Source organism: Vibrio sp. VPAP30, assembly GCF_001188205.1.
Classification (GTDB): domain Bacteria; phylum Pseudomonadota; class Gammaproteobacteria; order Enterobacterales; family Vibrionaceae; genus Vibrio; species Vibrio bivalvicida.
In genome coordinates, this window is sequence record NZ_LBLS01000013.1 from 267,571 (window position 1) to 283,194 (window position 15,624).

9 protein-coding genes are annotated in these 15,624 nt (G+C 41.2%); 1 reads left to right on the plus strand and 8 read right to left on the minus strand.

Features of this window, described 5'->3' with window-relative positions; translation table 11 throughout:
• Positions 1-220: 220 nt before the first annotated feature.
• Genes ZX61_RS03110 through ZX61_RS03120 form a run of 3 tightly spaced genes read right to left on the minus strand, consistent with a single transcriptional unit; the run spans position 221 to position 5,856 of the window.
• The gene (locus ZX61_RS03110) at positions 221-1,459 is read right to left on the minus strand and encodes a hypothetical protein (RefSeq protein WP_049843248.1); all 1,239 of its coding nucleotides are present in this window, start codon (positions 1,457-1,459) and stop codon (positions 221-223) included.
• The gene (locus ZX61_RS03115) at positions 1,460-2,101 is read right to left on the minus strand and encodes a condensin complex protein MksE (RefSeq protein WP_049843249.1); all 642 of its coding nucleotides are present in this window, start codon (positions 2,099-2,101) and stop codon (positions 1,460-1,462) included.
• Positions 2,098-5,856 (minus strand): ATP-binding protein, encoded by a 3,759-nt coding sequence (locus ZX61_RS03120; protein ID WP_160316783.1) that lies wholly within the window; start codon positions 5,854-5,856, stop codon positions 2,098-2,100. The genes ZX61_RS03115 and ZX61_RS03120 overlap by 4 nt, the downstream gene beginning before the upstream one ends.
• 284 nt (positions 5,857-6,140) lie before the next feature.
• Here ZX61_RS03120 and ZX61_RS03125 point away from each other — a divergent pair, with 284 nt between their 5' ends.
• Positions 6,141-7,016, plus strand: a complete 876-nt coding sequence (locus ZX61_RS03125) for a WYL domain-containing protein (RefSeq protein WP_049843251.1) — start codon at positions 6,141-6,143, stop codon at positions 7,014-7,016.
• A 134-nt stretch (positions 7,017-7,150) separates the two neighbouring features.
• Here the strand turns inward: ZX61_RS03125 and ZX61_RS03130 are convergent, their stop codons facing one another.
• The 5 genes from ZX61_RS03130 to ZX61_RS03150 all read right to left on the minus strand — a co-directional run bounded on the left by ZX61_RS03130 (position 7,151) and on the right by ZX61_RS03150 (position 15,542).
• Positions 7,151-8,575, minus strand: coding sequence for a sigma 54-interacting transcriptional regulator (locus ZX61_RS03130; protein ID WP_049843252.1), 1,425 nt, complete (start codon positions 8,573-8,575; stop codon positions 7,151-7,153).
• Between the two features lie 4 nt (positions 8,576-8,579).
• A complete protein-coding gene (locus tag ZX61_RS03135; protein WP_049843253.1) occupies positions 8,580-10,181 on the minus strand; it encodes a phospholipase D-like domain-containing protein in 1,602 nt (533 codons plus the stop codon).
• A gap of 3 nt (positions 10,182-10,184) precedes the next feature.
• Positions 10,185-11,300 (minus strand): hypothetical protein, encoded by a 1,116-nt coding sequence (locus ZX61_RS03140; protein ID WP_049843254.1) that lies wholly within the window; start codon positions 11,298-11,300, stop codon positions 10,185-10,187.
• Positions 11,297-14,095, minus strand: a complete 2,799-nt coding sequence (locus ZX61_RS03145) for an AAA domain-containing protein (RefSeq protein WP_049843255.1) — start codon at positions 14,093-14,095, stop codon at positions 11,297-11,299. Before ZX61_RS03145 ends, ZX61_RS03140 begins: the two co-directional genes overlap by 4 nt.
• Before the next feature lie 796 nt (positions 14,096-14,891).
• A complete protein-coding gene (locus tag ZX61_RS03150; RefSeq protein WP_049843256.1) occupies positions 14,892-15,542 on the minus strand; it encodes a glutathione S-transferase family protein in 651 nt (216 codons plus the stop codon).
• Between the last annotated feature and the right edge of the window lie 82 nt (positions 15,543-15,624).

The window sequence follows — 15,624 nt, forward strand, 5'->3', positions numbered from 1 at the left end:
CTACTCTGTTGAAAGGTCAGCAGATTTTGTCCCAATGCAGAAGTAAAATACTTTTCAATTTCCCTCAATTCTGATCGGGATAAAAGAATTGAATTGCCACTAACAGACCCAACTTCCACGAGTCTGCAAACTTCAGTATTGGACTTGTTGGCAGGTATCCTCTCCCTTGAATTAGCAACAATCCTCTTAGCTGCATTAATTAGCGATAGAGATAGCATCATTAAGCACCACCGATTGCTTCAAAAACAATGTCACTAATAATCACATTACCGTCATAAGGAAGTACTACTTCTCTTTCTTCCTTAATTTGGACAATGCTCTTCAAACCGACTTTTTGCGCACTAATGTATCCATCTACCAATAAAAGCCAGTCCTCTACTTCTATATCAAGATCAAACATCGTATAGCTTTGCGCAGCAGACAGAGGGAGAATGTTAGGATCAGTTTTTATTGCCTCAAACATTAATTCCAACGCTTCGTCTACCTCATTAAGTTCAAACTCTTCCTCATCTTCACGGACATCCATGACTTCGATACTATCTAAATCGGAGGCTTTGCCTTTCTTCCGCTCGCCGCTAGCAAGAGCCCTCACAGCTAACTCGATTAAGTCATCGGCTTGGATCTCACTGTTAGTATTTCCATACGCTCGGACATTCGTCGCTGACATCTGAGATAAGCAGTTAGGCAAACATTCAATTGAATCTATTGATGGAGAAAAGGTTTTGTCATCTTGGAACTTAGCTGCAAACACATCAATAATGCGATTAAGCTTGGACGATTTCTTATCTCGCTGAAGCTTTGCCAACATATCGACCATTTTTTTGTTTGATACATTTAAGTCCTTCAATGCTAGATCGATTTTAGATTTAAGTATCTTCAGAAGGATTCGCTCAAGATCAACGTCAGTTTGTACCCACTCCCTGAGCTTCTTAACACTTAAATGCTCGAAGATATCATTGATTCTACCGATCTCACGTTTGCATCGACCGATTTGGCGAATTTTGTCATCAACATCCGTGACCATACTAAATTCATCCGCAACGATCCGATGAAAAGAAGACACAGTCTCAACCAAGGCGTCATTTATCTCGACGGTTATCTCTCGAATTTCATCTAAATAGTGTTGTTTTTTATCATCATTGAAATCCTTAACTCGTCGGTAACTATCAACGGCATAGTCTAAGTTTTCAATCTGATTAGAAAACTCACCATGACGTTCTCTGAATCTATAACGGCTAGTCACCCTATCCAGTAAACGTTTAACAGACGAATGGATTTGGACTCCATGCTCATCATCTAAGTGATAGGCCAACTGATGCTTTGTAAGCGCAGCGATTGCAGCTTTATTGCTTTCACTATGATGAAGTACTCCAGCTTGCTCATAGCAAGCCTCGTCGACTACCTCAGTATGAGTACTTAGAGCTCGTACAGCTTCTTTTGACTCCACTTGTCGAGACATCTAAATTAACCCCATTTGAGTATCTAGTTGATTTTCGGCATCGACCTCGATTTCCAGCATCCCTTCACTAGCAGCAATAAACTCTAAGGTCTCATACAGCAACGACCATTTCGCCGTAGCGATAAACAGAGAACCAGTTGAGGATGGAGACACAAAGTATCCTTCTTGGACAAGATAATCTAAGATCGACCTCAGCTTCGTTTTACTCTCTTTGCTTTTATGAGCTCTTTTAAGCTTGTGTGCAATATGGTCAAGCTGATTTTGAAGAGAGTTACTTTCCTCTATTGCTGCGAGTAACTCTGACTCCGAGAGCTTGCCACCAGCCATTATAGGTCTTGAGTCTGAGTCAATATTTCGGGCTAGTTTTAGCCAAGCGATTATCCCTTCCATTGTCTGTGAAAAAGCTTCAAAGTCTTTGAGAACTTCGTTTTTCTTGCGAGTATTATCTATGTTCTCGTATCCACAGTAAAAACCTAGCCCATCTTGTGTTTTGACTGTTGTCATGCTTATTCGAGACAGGTATTGGTTCATATCACTTCGATTTCTAGCATCGGATAAATATGTGTACTCTATAGGAGTAGCATACTCACAGATCACTTTTTTACTCATGAGCAGTCGGAAAACCGATTCAAACTTATTCATTCAACCACCTCCGTAGACTGATTTTGCTTCGACTCAGAAAGCAATGGATTGACTCTGCTTCTACGTCCTCCAATAAATGATTTAACACCTACATTCTTCACTATGTGATTCTTAGTCGCAAAGTACTTGTAAGTGGCTGGATGTAGATCTGGCTGAGCAGTAAACAAGCAAATACCTTTTTGAGCCATCATGTCGAATAATATTGCTAGGTTAGAAATAGAGATTTTCCCTAATTCGTCTAGCGGCCAGTGAATCGCGACATCTTCGTCCTGACACAAGAATCGAGTCATCCCACAGAAAACTACGATAATCGCTAGTTTGGAAATCCCTTCGGAACCGACCTTTTCCAAATCCTCATCATTTCGAACCACTGCTGGGCGTCCATTCTCAACAATCGTTATCTCCATCTCGACCAAAGACTCTAGGTTTTTAGATATCTGTGCTTCTTTAAATGAAGCCAACAATTGCTTGAAAGAAACAAGAAACGCTTTGGAAGGTAGGCCTCTTGAGGTTTCGCCTGACCATCTATCCAATTCGACACTAAAGAGATTGAGGTCTTTCCAAAGGTCAAAAGTATGGATCTTGCTTGATAGCTTTATGTGTATGCTGTCGATAGCAGGAAAAGGGTTGCCCGTTTCAATCGACTTATCCAGAGTGGTTGAAACTGAATCGACCTTACTATTCACCTGTTTAAGAGTTTGATGATAGTTAGATATTTGAGTCGATATTGAACGAAGTGTTTCAATTTTAACGTCCCTAACATCTGGAATGACGTTGAGGACAAGTTCTTCAAGATCTCCCAAGCAAGCGAGAGAAAACTGAGGACTATCGTAGTTGATAGCATAGTCATATTTTTCTGAAAGCTTCGTCATGGTTGCAGAGCGCATCTGTTCCCACATTATCTTTATTTCATTGTTGTCATCCAACCCTAAGATTGTGTTACTTACATCTTTAACTTTACTAACAATTTCTTTTTTGAGCGTGTTAATAGCAGTGATTTTATCCCTCACTAGACTCACGGCATGCTCGACAGAATGAAACTCAAATTCTATAGAGGTATCTTCTAAGCTCATTAAATCTGATTCATCGACTGCTTTTTCCAAGTTATTGACACAAGTAGTAAGCTGCCCTTTAGCCTCGTTAACTGTAATGAGCTCCGCTTCATCCAACTTGATTGAAGACGATACTTCATCTATTTTTCTGCTCACCGACTTATCATAGTCGTCTCTCTTCGCTTCACCCCTCGTGATCTGCCGCTCTAAAGCCAACTTCTCAGAGTTATAGGTATCAATGTATTTCCATTCTGATTCTAGCCAAGTGTCGTAGTCGAGAATTAAAGCTTGAAAAGCTTTTATTTCTTCACACTGTGTATCGAGAGATTCCCACTTCGACTTAGCCCTTTCTATACTGACTGGATCCACACCTTTATTCATCAGCGCTTGGTTGAAGGCTGACTTATAATCGTTGATTCGGTCTGAAGTGACTTTTCCTTTGTCTTTAATCAAAGTCTCGATAGCACTTTTTTTAGCATCTTCTTCTGACAAGCGATAATCGAAATTAGCTTTCACCTGTACACGTTCATGCTGGTGGCGTTGCTCTTCGCTTTCAAGTTTTGATTTCAATTCGGACTTTAGTACAAAAGCCTCTGACTCTAGTTTGCTTTTCTGTTCCTTAACTTCGGATGCACGCTCTTTAGCGTCACTTTCAAACTGGGCAATTTTCTGATCTTTTAGGAGGTTAAGCTTGGCCAATTCATCCTCAAAAACTTTCGACCTTTGACTCTGAATTTTTACTTGTTTTTGCAGCCTGTCTGCTTCTTTTTCATCACTTTTAGCTCGACTCTTAGCTTTTTCTTCACGAGTTTCTACTTCTAACTCCTTAATTTTTAGAGTATCTAATCGCTCTGAAAGCTTCTCTTCGCTGAGACAAAAATCAGGAAGTGCGATTGAATCCAGATCCAAATGGAGACCAAAAATCGACTCGATAGCATCTAGGTCGAAAAATGGTTTCAAATTCTTCGCATTTAACAAACTAGGATCGATTACTTTGCCTATATTGCAACGCCAATCAGGCACCCTTTGTTCTAAATACTCGTTGAGCGAGCCTTTTGCTGGTAACAATGCACGACTTACAGAAGCTATTTCATCTGAAATTTCTTTCAACTCATACGTACATGTATGGTAAGCCGAAAGGCTGGTCTCATGATTTTTCGTTGCCTGACGTAGTTGCTCATTCAAATGAATTACAGCACTTTGCGAAGCATTAAAGTCTTGGCGCTTACTCTCAAGATCATTTTCCAGACTGCGTAATTCCCCCTTTTGTTCTGGTGTGAACTCAAGAGATTGTCCTTCAAGAATTGCAAGTCGAAGCTGTTCTTGTCTTATCTTCTCAGACTGCTCATCGAACCCATCTTGCAACCTTTTCTTTTCAAGGTTGAGGTCACTCTGCATCGCCTCTAAACGGTCGGACTTGTGCTCTAATATCTCTTCCTTAGTTTTAAGTATGCTATTGATTTCTTGCTGCTTACGAGAGCGGAAATCAGAACATTCGAGCTCCAGTTTTTGTACCTGAGCGTTAAATGTACTTTCTTCTGTTTTTACATCTTCCAGTAAATTGTCGTAATGTTTCTTTGCAGACTCCGCTTCCTTCAGTATGTCGCTCAAGCTATTGTAAAGCGTGATTTTCCCTAAAATATCATCTTCGTTCTCATACTTGTCACGCTTATTGTAAATAGCATCAATAACCTTGGATTTCCTTTCAAACTCAGTCCGATGAATGCTTAACTCAGTGTTGAGCGTGTGCAGTTGACCTTTCCTCTCACTAACCAAAGAGCTGTAAAGCTCCTTCTGCAAGCGAATCTTGTCTGATAACTGAGTGTCACTAAATGCCAGTTGACGCAGGTAAGAAGAGATTTGGGCTCGGTACGAGTTTAATTGCTTGATGTACTCATCAAGGCTATCTTTATTGGCAACTGCTTCATCGAACTTACTCTTTTTAGTTTCTAGCTGAACAAAGACATCCAAGCTGTTTATTAACTCGCTATACTCTTTCTTATAAGGAACGTCGTCCATCGATGTGTTATTCAAGAAACAGTCCACAATCATCGTCTTAAAACGACTCAACATTTTCTTGTGGCGCATCATTGTCGCCGTCAAAATGTCGATATGATTCATGTTATGGCTCGCAGAACACAGCGAGTACTCATGGGCGATTGCAACTAAGTTTTTACCCGTACTACGTCTTTGGGCCAAACGCTTTTTATTGTTTAGAATTACTGAGCGGTAATCGACACTAGTTTCAATTTGCGAACTTACTGACATTGACTGAGACACAAGGTTTTTAAGCCATGTTCGAGTTTCACTTCCTTGCTTAATTAGCTCGTCGTACAAATGCTGAGAAAACAATTGTTCAGCGGTTCCTGTCAAAAACCTATAAGCGACACTGGAGCCATTTCGATACATTACAGAACACTTTCTCTCACCAAGCTTTTCATATTCGAACACGATGACAGATTTTGGGGTGGGCAAGTAGTAATCAACAAAGGAAACTTTATCCGCTTGTCTATCCACCAGCTTACTCGGATCGGCTCCATAGAACGCTGGAAGTAAACTTAACAAAGTGGACTTACCAGCTCCGTTATCACCCGTATTGTTGCTATGCCCGATAGCCTTGACCTTGAATAGTTTCCCAGGGATAAATGAGTGAAAAAGTACGATCCCTAGTAGTTTTGAACTTTTTGTTTCAGATTTATTCATTTCTTTCATCACAGTGCGGTAGAGATATTCTCAACCCCTCGGTTAGTGAATGATCTACAACAAACTTACTGACTCGGCTGCCACTAAGTAAATCCATTATTTGTGCTTCTAACTTCCACCAGAGTTAAGAGGCTGCATTTAAAATAGAAATGCCTCACCACCCAAAAGAGCCACGTGTGTCGTGTCTACTAGTGGTCAAAGAATCAACTAGTGTCATATTACACTGGAATCAAATGATTCGTTAGAGTAAATTAGTACAGTTCATTTTGATAAGGGTAATCATTATGCGTTGTGTCGAATCTCCGCAAACCAAACGACTAAGGCTTATTGATTTCTATCTCTGCTTCTTTGGGAAAGTGAATCGCTCCGACCTTATTCAGCATGGTGATATTGCCGTTGCTACAGCAAGCCGTTCTTTTAATGCTTACAAAGAACGTTTTCCCGACAACACGGTTTTCAACGAAAGCTTGCGAGCATACATGAGGTCAGCATCGTTTAGCCCAGCTTTTGAGCATGACCCAGAAGCAGCGCTGAGGTTAATAGCATGGGGTCAGGAGCTTAACTCCATTCCAGTAACAACTTATGGTGTAAGCAGCTTTGCGACAGTGTTGGATTCACTATCCATTGATATCGTCTCTCAAGTCACAAGGTCGATCCTTAATAAGCACTGTATTTCTGTCCTGTATAGTTCCTCAACCAGTACTGAGACGAGAACACTGACTCCTCATTCTCTGTTCAAAGGACTAGGGGCGTGGCACATCCGTGCTTGGGACAGTAAAAGACGTAAGTTCCTGTGCTTTAGAATTAGTCGAATTCTTAAGGCTCAGCAAACCGACTGCTCATACGACAAGACTATAGAGGACGATACTCTTTGGAACCGTGACGTTGTCCTAAGTGTTGCACCGCACTCTAAACATGAAAATAGAAATGACTTAGCTATTGATCTTGGTATGGAGGGTCAATATGTGCGAAACATTACAACCAGCGAAGCGTTAGCTGGTTACGTGCTCAATGACCTCCACGTAGACTGCACGCCTAATGCTTCTTTGCCGCCGCATGCCTTCAACTTGCAGTTGATGAATAGACACGAGCTAGAGCATGTTGACTCTATTCGAGCCCTAGTACCTGGATTTATACAGAACAAAGATGATAAAGCTTGAGGTAAGTGAGCCCTGAGCATATTGAGTTGTTTACACAAACAAGCGGCTGATTCATTACAAATTCGCGGTGCGTAAAGTGCGGTTCGCAAAGTACGGTTCGGGTTTTACGAACTGAGTTTTTGACCTAAGCTGTGTCATATCTTTACGTCATTACGCAAAGTTTTTTCTGTACAACCTAAATGCTCAGCGGCTTTCTCCCAGGTTCCGTAGGTTTCCCTTGCCCAATTTGCTAAGTCATATTTAAACTGAGTTAAATGCTCATCTCTTGATAAAGAAGCCTTGTCACTGATAGGATGCCCAACAAAACGGGTTCTGTCTTTCTTCCAGTGCTTAATGCCGATTTTTATACAATTCTGTGCATCAGACTCTTCCCAGTAAGCCATAATTAGAACGGCTAGCTTTTGAAGATCTCTGATATTTCCCGCTAATTCATCAGATTGAAATAATGCTTCAATATCGCCACTCATTGGAGCAACTTTTGGGTATTGGCTTCCTGTATTTAGCTCGTGCCACACTTGTTGCCAGTCTGAATGCAGATCTGGGCGACAATTGCGCAAAGCTGGTACTGTAACTTTTAGCATTGAAATGCGGTCTAGGAAATCAGCATCCAAAACGTTCTCCAACTCCGAAAAACTCTTATTCGATGCACACACAAGTTCAAAGCTTGATGTTTCCTCCGTATCCGCACCTACAGGCCTGTAACGATGTTGATGGTCTTGCAATACCCTCACTAGTTTGCGCTGAACAGTCTGGGGTAAGTCTTGTATTTCATCTAGAAACAAAACCTTTCCATTCGCTATCTTGAGGATGCCTTCCCTCTCAGATATCGCTCCAGTAAAAGCGCCTTTTTTGTGACCAAAGATAAAACTTTCTGCTACAGAAGAATCAAGGCCACCACATGCAAGGGTGACAATTTCCTTTTGTTTGGTCGCTCTCACAAAGGTCTCAATCAGCCTAGTTTTCCCCGTCCCCCTCTCACCTAAGACCAACAAAGGAACATTGGGAATCGACGTGAACCGCTTTAATTGTTCAAACGCTTCTCTTCTCGCTTTTGATTTTGACTCTACTTCGTAGATAGCCAAATTTGGCTCACAGTAAGACAGTGCCCTTATTTCTGACATGTAAGTCGAAATATTAAAGTCGACTCGCTTCAGGCTGGTTCTTTTGGTGTGAGGGTTCCATTGAGTCGACCAAAGTTTTGTTGTTGGCGGGAAGCGTCCACCAGCATGCAAAATTAACCAGACGGAATGCATTGCTGGTGTACCAGGAGAAATATTGATATGCAGGTTCGCAATACCGTTAACTTGGGGTAAAACTTGTTCGACGACTTTATGATACACCTCAGTATGGTCGGTCGGGTCAGAGAGTTCGATCAACTCAGTGTTGACTCGTTCAGTAAGGTCTCCCTTAATGTTGCGCGGTTGCTCCTGCTGTTGAAGGAGCATGATCTTGCTAATCCGAGTATCAAACTTTGATTCCAACTTCTTGACGGCATTAATCAAAACGTCATCACCAGCTCTAACTGATTGCCAACATAGAAGTACATGCTCCCTTTTCATCTTCTTACCCCGCCTTCTTTAGAACAATACAAGCCCCTGGGAAGCTTTTCGCTTTAAGTTGTATAGCCCCTAACAAATTATCGCTTTCGGTTACCGCAATTAGCTTACGATTTCCAACTTGATAGACTTTCGGATCGTATGAGTGCTTAATCACATTTACTTTAGGTTTTTTCTTTTTGCGATTAGCTTTGTTACTCACTGAATCTTCCGCCTTATCAGGGACTTCTTGTTTTTCTTCCCACATTACTTCCTTACAATTGGCTGGTAGTTCAGGGGGCAAAACCTGCCACTTGTACTCGACTTGACAACTAGGAGTATTTTTCCAATTTGTTTTAGGTAACACTGGTTCTAGATCTAAATCAGTCAAACATTCAGCCGTTAATGCTGGCACTTCTTTTGTCATGGAGTCTGAGACCGAAGCAGTATGGAGCGTCCCTCCCTGCCAATATTGTATTTCACCTTTGTGTGAGCAAAGCGTACTGTTGAGCACCAACTCTTTGATATCACTAGTTGAGTTAGCTGAAAGCGCGACTAAACATTCTTTTAGCTGCTTTGCTCGATCCCCATTCAATAACACACCAAGCTCAAACCCACTATCAAGTCCATGCTCCTGTAGATTTGCGGACATAATCATCCCATGATTATGCTCATTCCAAATTGCTTTGGCATGTAACCATTTAAATCCAAACACCTTAGCCCCAGCTTCAACCATTTTCACCAGAGAAGGCATCGAACTTAGCCTAACTCTCGATAAGATGGTCACGCTAACACCTTGCTTGGCTCTTGAACAAATAGCCTCAATGACTTCATGATCTTCTTGCCAACCAAAGCTTGAAATAATCAACTCTTGAGAACTTTCATTAATCAAGTTCAGTACATGTTCTCTTAAAGAATGGTGGCTATCAGTGGTACAAACGATGCGATTTAGTTCATTTGGATAAGCTATCAGATCTTGCTTACTGGTCGTCGAGAATTCGACATTATCCAACATTTCATGCTCTGCATACTCAAACATCGCCCACTTAACAAGCTTAACTGTTTCAACAATTTCTTCAGGTGAAAGGCAGACCGCAAGCTCTTCATTTCTTTCAAATGCTTCTCGGGTTAGATTTGCTGTCAACAAGATCCCTTTAGCAAAAGGTAGATCGCTGCTTTGCAGTGCATCAACTAGAACCACCTTCGAGTGATAATGGGGAGCAGAGCGGATCAATACTCTACCGCCTAATCTCTTAAGCATTTTAGTGTGCTGGTTTAGACATTCCTTACCAAAATCATCATCAGGAACATCACCTTCTAGCCTCGTTTCACAAGCTAACATCAAATAGACTCTTACACCTCTTGTCGTTGCTTCAAAGATTGCATCCTCCAAAGCGGCATCAGCTAACAAAAAGCTGCTTAGAACGATGGTATTCCTAGCATTATTTATGAGTTCTATAACATAATTAGCCAACTCTCGCTTTTTTCCTGAAACAAACAGTTCGCTTTGAGTTTCCGCTACGACTCCACGGCTCACAACATTGTTACGACTCCACACTGGGGGCAATTGAACATTTGATTGGTCGATAATTTTACTAACATGCTTTGTGTACTTCTGAATATTACCCATCTTTTATAATCCCCAATCTGCTGCGGCCACGATATGCCAATCTCTTTTAGAGCGTTTTTTCTGTTCTGCACTTACGTTATTTGCCAGTTCATCTCTGGACGGAAGATTTATGTCAAAGTCGCGAAATGGCTGCTTTGCCTCCTCTCGCCATTTTTCAAATTTTTCAGTTGTGGCATAGTTTTCAATGTGTGAAAGTAGTAACCACTCAGACCATTGTTGAGCACACTCTTCGGTTTTAGGCCGTAAACGAACACCTTTTGCCGTAACGGCATTAAACCGCTGTAATCCTTCTACAGATGGTCTAGGAAACTCAAGGTTAATCCGCATAGTACTTTTAGAGCTATCTGGAATGTTATCGAAATACTCCTCAAATTCTGATGTATCTTTTCTCCATGAGTCGATCTTCCTACTCCCCAGCAACAATTCATGCCAAACAGCGTCAATATCTCGATCAGGAGCTTTAAACCTACTAACTTCTTTATTGCCTTTGTATAAAGTTAAAGATCGTTTCATAACGTTCCACTTAACCGAGAGACTAAATGGCGAGGCAATATGCTCTCCCTTCGGCTTAATCTCATCTATATGAATTGGCTCTCCACCTGTACATGGCTGACCAGCTTCACCTTGAACTCGCTTTTTTATCCAATTGGGAATGGTTTTAAAATTAGCCGCTCGCTTTTCACTTTCTTGCCTGTTGCGCTGCATTGCTTCATCCATAGCATTTGGCTCAAGATGCTTTTCAATAGCAATAATGGGAAACGGCAGCAGCGGATCTTTACTAAACGTGATCATCCAGTTCCCCTCTTCAGGAACAAAAATCTGTTGCTTTCTAATTGCCTCATGCCCCTCATTGGTTAACGCATATTTTCCTGCTTTTTTGTCAGCCAACTTTAGGTCTAGCGCTCTAGTAAGCAGGCGTTGAGCAATCCCTAAACGTGCTCTATCGTCAAATAAAAGGTGCTGCGCAACTTGTTCTTCAGAGCAAACACCATCACGAATACATTTCAAAACCAAATCATATTCAGGACGCTTTTCTGCTTTTAAAATTGTTGCGGAGACAATCCACGTTTCTAGTTGAACATTTCTCTCTAGAATTAGATCATTTTTCATAATTTTCATTGCATCACCTCGACAGTACGTGACCATTTAGTATCTTCGGCTAAGTGTGCTAACACACCAGAGGCCCTTTTCATCGCATTTCGATTACCAAAAATCACTTGTGCATACCTTGCCCGTGTGACTGCAACATTGAGCCTATTTGGGCTTTCGAGAAAGCTTGTCGCATGTGAATTCATAAAACTCAGGAGAACTAAGTCCGCTTCATGCCCCTGAAATTTGTCGACTGTACAAACTTGAACATCGATATACGGAGAACGTTTATCACCTTTAGAAAAGTGACGGAATGCTCTAGGGTTCTTCGACCATCTTCTCAAGCGAGCTCTAAGTTCGCGCTCCTGACCTCGATAAAATGAAAGCACTGCAACTTCCCATGGTATTCCATCTTTCTTGGGGTTGTTCATGGCCCACTTATCAAAATTAACGAGTTCAGCTATCAGTTGCTCTGCTTCCTTGGGATTTCTATTACCACTCGTTACACGGCCATCTTTCACATCAACCCATAATGAACGCTTTCTATCGGGTCTATAACTCCAGAATCTCTTTTCAATCATTTGGTCTGGTGTATTCAACGCAGTTTGGTTATAAATTCTATGATGGGAGAAGCTTGCTATATCTGGATGCATCCTGTGCTGAAATTTTAGGGTTATAACCCTATCCATGAGCACATGATCAGGAAGCCCGTCAGATAGTGCTGTACCATTACGCTGACGTTTAGTTCTCTGAAAACCAGACTGGAGAGATTCCAATATAGAAGGAAGAGCAACTTTCTTTACTCTGTTGATTTGTTCATAAACTGAATCTCTTCCTCTTTTGCCATCAAACGGTAGCAACGCCTCTATATGGTTAGATAGTTTTTGTGAAGTGGATATCTTCTCATCATTTCCATCACCATTTAGTCTTTGTTCATACTGCCTAGCCATACGCCAAGCAATCTCGCTTTCCCATGAACTATCACTGTTTTGGTGATGGCGACTTTTAGACTCAATCGCACTTTTCCGATATCCAACAGAATGCGGAGCATTCTTCAAGTTCCCTCGGATATGTATAATATCCAAAGGTAACACTTTCTCTCGCTCCCCTAAAAACTGCTGATCTCCGACCACTAAGGACGAATACGGAATATATTCGCTATCGGTTTTGGGTGTAGCGACCAACACACCATTAACTTCGCCTTGTTTTCTATAAAAGTCTTGGACAATATCACTGTCATTAAGCACGAGAGATGAAACCCGCTTTCTTACTGCTCCTACTTGATCAGAGGCATTAAATACATCTAAACACGCCTCACGCTTATACGATTCTGGTAAACAAGGGGAAATATTCACAGCCATTGATTCATCATCAACATAAGGCGAAAGCTGCTTCTTATCTCCAACCAAAACCCATCGCTTTGCTAAAAGAGCTGGAACCAAAAACTCTTGGAAAGTGGTCTTTGACGCTTCATCAATGATCATGTAATCAAACTGGGGAGTAGATGCATTTTTATCTTTAATGTCAGGGTGTTTGAGAATACCAATAGTAGTTCCACAAATGAGATTTGCCGACTCCAGCGCCATTCGCTGAATAGTGCTATTACCTCTATTCAGCTCAACCAAAAGTTGCTGCTGGGCCTCTGATAAGTTAGAAAGCTTTTGAAGCTCGGATTGCAATCTTTTCCTTTCTGTGGATAGGAATCTTTCCAATTGATACGGTTTAACTTTTTCCGAAATATTCGACTTATCGCCAATACGAAGAGCGATAATGGCATCTCGGACTTCACTGTTCTCTTCAATGATTCTTTCAAGCACATTATCAACAGCAACGTGGGTAGAGGCACACAGTAAGATTCGCTTTCCTCTTAAAACTAATTGAATAATTAGCTCTAGTATTGCGGTCGTTTTTCCTGAGCCTGGAGGCCCCTCCATAAATGCAAAATCTGGCGTATCAAGCGCAATTTCAACGAATTTGCGCTGCTCTAATGTTCCTGGGCGACTTGCATCAGTAAGCACATACCATTTATCTACAAAAGTCGTTCGATTTAAGTGAGCCTCAAACGAAGAAACAAAACTGGAACTATCTAGGTTCGGAAGTTTGCCCCATTTCGCGTGATCATTTGATTCAAATAGCCTAAGTAAAGGTCTATGAAAAACACTTGGTGAACTCTGTAGTGCTTGAATGGCACCGATCTGGCACTTCAAAGTGTAGGTATTTGGGCGTAAAACAATAAAATCTTTGCGAGGAATTCTATCGACTAAGAGCTGCTCTGATTCTGGGTCTCTATCTAGAATGGATATCTTATTGCTTACGTTAAACCTAACTCGACTGGCATCAAACCGCTTTGTCAGATGCCAACCGTATCCTTCTTCACATTCATAAACTTTTAATGGCTTTTGAGAGTTTGAAGCAACCTCCAGTGCATGTTCTTCGGTCTGATATGCCATTTTCGGTTTACCGCCATGATCTGTACAAGCAGGGCAATCACTTGCTGGGCTCCCTACGAATTTCCAATTCGCATTATCTGCTTCATATATGTCTTCATTGTTTTCATCCAGAAAAGACTTAAATACCGATTCATGTGTCGAACCATCCACCTCGACAAGTTGTATCCAAACTCCCTTTGCTTCCTTCCCTGCATTTACAGGCACGACGTCTTTGTCTATTACTTTCCATCGAAGTCGTTTAACAGCTTCAGAGCTTTCTAGAAATTTTTTCGTATTTTCTAGATACTTGTGAAAATCAGTCAGTCCATTAAATGTCCGTTGAAGAAGAATATCTGGGCGATGCGCTTCTAGATTTGCATAGTGTAGTAGTGCCATAACCAATCCTTATCGTTGTGTTGATACTCCTTTACAATTGGCATGCCAACAAAACAACACCGTAACCCAATGATTTAATTGAGTAGTTTAATAACAAAAATTCCATACAATCGGTAAATACACACCAAATAGGAAGATAATTTCCGACATTAGCTTCTACTTATACTACCTTTCACAAAACGAATGCAACAACGCACTTATTAAATTGATATTTCTCAAATGAAACAATTTGATAGATGAATAACCAGTTCATGATACTTTCGCCTATATCTCAAGAATCTGGTATCGGTCAGACAAACGGACTGGAGAGGCTAGCTTGTTGATTGAGAGACAAAATCCTGCAAAGTCATTCGATCTTGACATGCTCGAATGCGGAATTGTTCTATTGAACTTCAAGCAGAGTGAAGCATGGTTAGAATAGAAATCGTGACTAAGGATAGAGATGTTGTCCAAAAGAAAGACAAAATTAGTGCATCTTAAGCTGTTAGGGAACTGCTTGTTTAGTGAAAATTGGCAGTTCCTAAAGTGCGGTTCGCAAAGTACGGTTCGGGTTTTACGAACTGAGTAATTAATCTAAAGAGAGAGTTTCCAACTTAGTTATCCAAACTTGCTGCCTTCATTAGCCATGAAGCACTGGAGTTTCCAACTCGGTTATCGTTAAAGAGTATTCCAGCTCGTTGATTTAGAAAGCTGGCAAGTTTCCATCTTAGTTATCTGTGATCATTTACAGTAAGTCAAAGGCGAACCAAATGGTTCGCTTTTTTATTTCATGCCTCAGCGCTCTTCGAGTAATGGATTACCTTTTCGTCGACTTACCAATCTCTTCAGTTTTGCTTGGGGCCGTGGCAGCCCAATGCGGAGCCTTACGCATGCGCTCAAAATACGCGTTGACGTTGGGATAGGGTTCCCAATCAAAAGGGATGCTTTCTTTAAAGAACTCGACATGCACCATTGCGTAATCCGCCAATGTTATTGCATCACCAACCATGAACTGACGCCCTTCTAAGTGCTGATCCAGTATTCCAGCAAATCGAACTAGGTTCTGACTGGCCCAATTAATGACAGCATCATCTCCTTTTGTACCCATAAATTCGGATTTGGCGACGGCTTCTAAAGCTAAAGTTCCAAAGGCTTGATTGAAATGGGCAAGTTCCCAACATAACCAGCGATTGATATCCGCTCTTACTTTTTGATCGTTTGGATATAGGTCATTGATGCCTGAAGTCTCAGCCAAATACTGAATAATAGCGTTAGATTCCCATAGTGAAATATCACCATCAATAAGCGTTGGCACCATGGCATTCGGGTTTAAGCTCAGGTATTGCGGCTGTTTGTGCTCTCCAGAAAACAAATCTAGATACTCTATTTCAATATCTAGCCCTAGATGATTGATGACCGCCAATGCTTTACGAGAGTTGGGTGATCCTACAATTGCGTATAGCTTCATATATCCTCCTTGAATTTAACTTGCTTTTTACAAGTAAAATAACCCTAGAAAATTAACTTTCATTTTGCAAGTTAAATTTAAA

Bases quoted from the DNA above. Each gene is read 5' to 3' on its own strand.
- ZX61_RS03120 (WP_160316783.1), bottom strand. From the start codon at position 5,856: ATGAATAAATCTGAAACAAAAAGTTCAAAACTACTAGGGATCGTACTT.
- ZX61_RS03150 (WP_049843256.1), bottom strand. From the start codon at position 15,542: ATGAAGCTATACGCAATTGTAGGATCACCCAACTCTCGTAAAGCATTG.
- ZX61_RS03145 (WP_049843255.1), bottom strand. From the start codon at position 14,095: ATGGCACTACTACACTATGCAAATCTAGAAGCGCATCGCCCAGATATT.
- ZX61_RS03125 (WP_049843251.1), top strand. From the start codon at position 6,141: ATGCGTTGTGTCGAATCTCCGCAAACCAAACGACTAAGGCTTATTGAT.
- ZX61_RS03130 (WP_049843252.1), bottom strand. From the start codon at position 8,575: ATGAAAAGGGAGCATGTACTTCTATGTTGGCAATCAGTTAGAGCTGGT.
- ZX61_RS03135 (WP_049843253.1), bottom strand. From the start codon at position 10,181: ATGGGTAATATTCAGAAGTACACAAAGCATGTTAGTAAAATTATCGAC.
- ZX61_RS03140 (WP_049843254.1), bottom strand. From the start codon at position 11,300: ATGAAAATTATGAAAAATGATCTAATTCTAGAGAGAAATGTTCAACTA.
- ZX61_RS03115 (WP_049843249.1), bottom strand. From the start codon at position 2,101: ATGAATAAGTTTGAATCGGTTTTCCGACTGCTCATGAGTAAAAAAGTG.
- ZX61_RS03110 (WP_049843248.1), bottom strand. From the start codon at position 1,459: ATGTCTCGACAAGTGGAGTCAAAAGAAGCTGTACGAGCTCTAAGTACT.